The 3,185-nt window shown below is 72.3% G+C and carries 5 protein-coding genes; 1 reads left to right on the top strand and 4 read right to left on the bottom strand.

Annotated elements, in window-relative coordinates; translation table 11 throughout:
- Positions 1-303: SAM-dependent methyltransferase (locus Q0U08_RS19270; RefSeq protein ID WP_298093380.1), on the bottom strand; the 303-nt coding region annotated here is incomplete at its 3' end.
- Here Q0U08_RS19270 and Q0U08_RS19275 point away from each other — a divergent pair.
- Positions 302-1,063, top strand: coding sequence for a cobalt-precorrin-6A reductase (locus Q0U08_RS19275; protein WP_298093382.1), 762 nt, complete (start codon positions 302-304; stop codon positions 1,061-1,063). The two genes, Q0U08_RS19270 and Q0U08_RS19275, sit on opposite strands and share 2 nt — an antisense overlap.
- Here the strand turns inward: Q0U08_RS19275 and cobJ are convergent.
- From cobJ to Q0U08_RS19290, 3 genes are read right to left on the bottom strand one after another with little or no spacing between them, the layout of a single operon-like run.
- The gene (cobJ, locus tag Q0U08_RS19280; RefSeq protein WP_298093383.1) at positions 1,039-1,800 is read right to left on the bottom strand and encodes a precorrin-3B C(17)-methyltransferase; all 762 of its coding nucleotides are present in this window, start codon (positions 1,798-1,800) and stop codon (positions 1,039-1,041) included. The genes Q0U08_RS19275 and cobJ overlap by 25 nt on opposite strands.
- The gene (gene cobI, locus Q0U08_RS19285) at positions 1,797-2,519 is read right to left on the bottom strand and encodes a precorrin-2 C(20)-methyltransferase (RefSeq protein WP_298093385.1); all 723 of its coding nucleotides are present in this window, start codon (positions 2,517-2,519) and stop codon (positions 1,797-1,799) included. Before cobI ends, cobJ begins: the two co-directional genes overlap by 4 nt.
- Complete coding sequence (locus tag Q0U08_RS19290; protein ID WP_298093386.1) at positions 2,516-3,145, bottom strand: precorrin-8X methylmutase; 630 nt, start codon at positions 3,143-3,145, stop codon at positions 2,516-2,518. The genes cobI and Q0U08_RS19290 overlap by 4 nt, the downstream gene beginning before the upstream one ends.
- Positions 3,146-3,185: the final 40 nt, after the last annotated feature.

A 3,185-nucleotide genomic window follows, 5' to 3' on the forward strand; every position in this document is an offset into this window, starting at 1 on the left:
GATCCACTCGGCGGGGTCGAGGGCGCGGGTGACGACCGATCCGGCGCCGAACCAGAAGGGATCGCCCGAGGCGAGCATCACCACGCGCCGGCCGCGATGCGCGAGCAGGCGGGGGATGCCGTCGGCGAAGGGGACGGGCCAGGCGAGCGTTTCGGCGGATGTCTCGCCGAGCAGCGCCAAGTGGCGGGGTGCGCCGGCGACAAGATCGGCGGCGGCGAGCGCGTCGCGGCTTGCCGCGGACAGGCCAGCCGGTCCATCCTCCCCGATCCCGATGATCGTCAGCCAGGGTCTACCGTCCGTCATGTCGCGCCTTTCCCGTCATATCCTGGTGCTGGGCGGCACGACCGAGGCGAGTGCGCTGGCCGAGGCGCTGGCCGCGCGCGGGGACGATGCGGTGCTGAGCTATGCCGGCCGCGTCTCGCGGCCGCGGGCGCAGCCGATCGCCACACGGGTCGGCGGGTTCGGCGGGGTGGACGGGCTGGTGCGGTACCTGCGTGAAGAGCGGGTGACGCATCTGGTGGATGCCACGCACCCCTTTGCCGGGCAGATGAGCGCCCATGCGGTCGCGGCGGCACGCATCGCAGGCGTGCCGCTGGTCGCGCTGACCCGGCCGGGCTGGACCGCGCGGACGGGCGATCGGTGGCGGCGCGTGGCCGATATCGGCGCGGCGGTGACGGCGCTGGAAGGAGCCCCGCGCCGGATCATGCTGGCGCTGGGGCGGATGCATGTCGGCGCGTTCGCCGCGCAGCCGCAGCATTTCTACCTGCTGCGCTTCGTGGAGGCGGGGGGCGCGGCGCCGTCCTTGCCGCATCATCATCTGGTGATCGACCGGGGGCCGTTCGATGCGGCGGGGGATCGTGCGCTGATGGAGGCGCACGGGATCGACCTGGTGGTGGCCAAGGATGCAGGCGGCACCGGGGCGAGCGCGAAGCTGGATGCGGCGCGCGCGCTGGGGGTGCCGGTGCTGCTGATCGACCGGCCGGCGGTGCCGACGCGGCATGAGGTGCAGGACGTGGCGGCGGTGCTGCGCTGGATCGATCATGCGGCGGATCGGGGCGTGTAGAGGATCGCGGTGCCGGCGCGCGGGATGACGCGCGTTGTGCTGGATCCGACGATCACCACCGTGCGCATGTCCGCCATGTCGCCGCGTGCTTGGGGGAGCGGGACGATGGCGAGATGTTCATCGGCCGTGGAGACGGCGCGCGCGAACAGCACGGGGCGATCGTCGGCGCAGCTTTCGCGCAGGACCGCCAGCACGCGGTCGAGCGTGTCGGGGCGTGCGCGCGAACAAGGATTGTAGAAGGCCATCGCGAAATCGGCCTGTGCCGCGAGGCGGACACGGCGTTCGATCAGCGCGTGCGGCTTCAGATTGTCGGACAGGTTGATCGCGCAGAAGTCGTGGCCGAGCGGCGCACCGGCGCGCGCGGCGGCGGCGAGCATCGCGGTGATGCCGGGCAGGACGCGGATGTCGATCGCGGCGTGGGCGGGGGCCGCCTCCACCACCTCGAACACCGCCGCCGCCATCGCGAAGACGCCGGGATCGCCCGATGAGACGATGACGACGCGGCGCCCGGAGGCGGCAAGCGCAAGCGCATGGGCGGCGCGGTCCAGCTCGACGCGGTTGTCCGAGGCGTGCAGCGTCAGCCCGTCGCGCGGGGCGATGCGCGCGACATAGGGGATATAGCCGATCACGTCGGTCGCCTGTGCCAGCGCGGCGGTGACTTCGGGCGTTATCAGCGCCGCGTCGCCGGGGCCGAGGCCGGCGATGGCGAGCCAGCCCGCGTCGTGCCTGGCGGTCATGGACGCCGCCCCTGACCGTGGATCAGCGCGATCGAGAAATAGGGTGCGGTGGCGGGGGCCTCGCATAATCGCGTGACGCGTTCGCCCGCCATTGCGGCATGTTCGACCAGCCATGCCTGGTCCTGCCGGCCGGCGGCGGCGATGGCGCGGCGCAGCTTGGGCAGGTGGCGGCCGATCTTCATGACGACCAGCGCGTCGGTGTCGCGGATGCGACGGGTGAGTTCCTCCTCGGGCAATGTCGCCATCGCGACGGTCAGCACGTCGTCGCCCCAGGTAATCGGCGCGCCGCTGGCGGTCCAGGCGCCCGACATGCCGGTGATGCCGGGCACGACCTCCACGGCCACGCGGCCCGACAGCCGCGTGTAGAGGTGCATGAACGAGCCGTAGAAGAAGGGATCGCCCTCGCACAGCACGACCACATCGTCGCCGGTGGCGGCGATGGCGGCGAGCCGATCGGTCCATTCGGCGTAGAAGGCGGCGAGGCAGGCATTGTAGCGCGGATCGGCGACCGCGAGCTCGGTAGTGACGGGATATTCCATCGCGTGTTCGACCGCATCGCCGTGCACCATGCCCTGCACGATGGTGCGGGCATGCCCGCTGCGTCCGGCCTTGCGGAAGAAGGCGATGTGGCGGCCGCGGCGGATCAGCCGGTCGGCGCGCACGCTCATCAGGTCGGGCGCCCCCGGCCCCAGGCCGACGCCCCAGATGGTGCCGCTCATTCCGCGCGGCTCGCCAGTGCGTTGATCGCGGCGACGGTGATCGCGCTGCCGCCGAGGCGGCCGGTGACGGCGACGCAAGGGACGGGGGGCGCAGCGAGCAGCGCGGCCTTCGATTCGACCGCGCCGACGAAGCCGACGGGGCAGCCGATGATCGCGGCGGGGCGCGGGCAGGCGGGGTCCTCCAGCATGTTCAGCAGGTGGAACAGCGCGGTGGGGGCGTTGCCGATCGCGACGAGCGCACCGGCGAGATGCGGGCGCCACAGTTCGAGCGCGGCGGCGGAGCGGGTGGTGTTCAGGTCGCGGGCGAGATCGGGGACGCTTTCGTCGCGCAGCGTGCAGAGGACGGCGTTGTTCGCCGGCAGGCGGGTGCGGGTGACGCCCTCGCTGACCATGTGCGCGTCGCACAGGATCGGGGCGCCCGCCTGTAGCGCGGTGCGTGCGATGGCCGCGAAGCCGGGGGTGAAGCGGATATGCCCGGCGAGTTCGACCATGCCGGCGGCGTGGATCATGCGGACGGCGACGGGCTCTTCGTCCGCGGAGAAGCGCGCCAGATCGGCCTCGCGCCGGATGGTGGCGAAGGACTGGCGATAGATGGCGGCGCCGTCGGTTTCGTAGCTATGGGGCATCAGGCGGGTCCGAAGAGGGCGAGGACCTGATCTGGCGACA

The sequence above is a fragment of the uncultured Sphingomonas sp. genome (assembly GCF_946477935.1).
Classification (GTDB): Bacteria; Pseudomonadota; Alphaproteobacteria; order Sphingomonadales; family Sphingomonadaceae; genus Sphingomonas.

Coding starts and splice junctions, on each gene's coding strand:
- Q0U08_RS19275 (WP_298093382.1), top strand. CDS start 302: ATGTCGCGCCTTTCCCGTCATATCCTGGTGCTGGGCGGCACGACCGAG.
- cobJ (WP_298093383.1), bottom strand. CDS start 1,800: ATGACCGCCAGGCACGACGCGGGCTGGCTCGCCATCGCCGGCCTCGGC.
- cobI (WP_298093385.1), bottom strand. CDS start 2,519: ATGAGCGGCACCATCTGGGGCGTCGGCCTGGGGCCGGGGGCGCCCGAC.
- Q0U08_RS19290 (WP_298093386.1), bottom strand. CDS start 3,145: ATGCCCCATAGCTACGAAACCGACGGCGCCGCCATCTATCGCCAGTCC.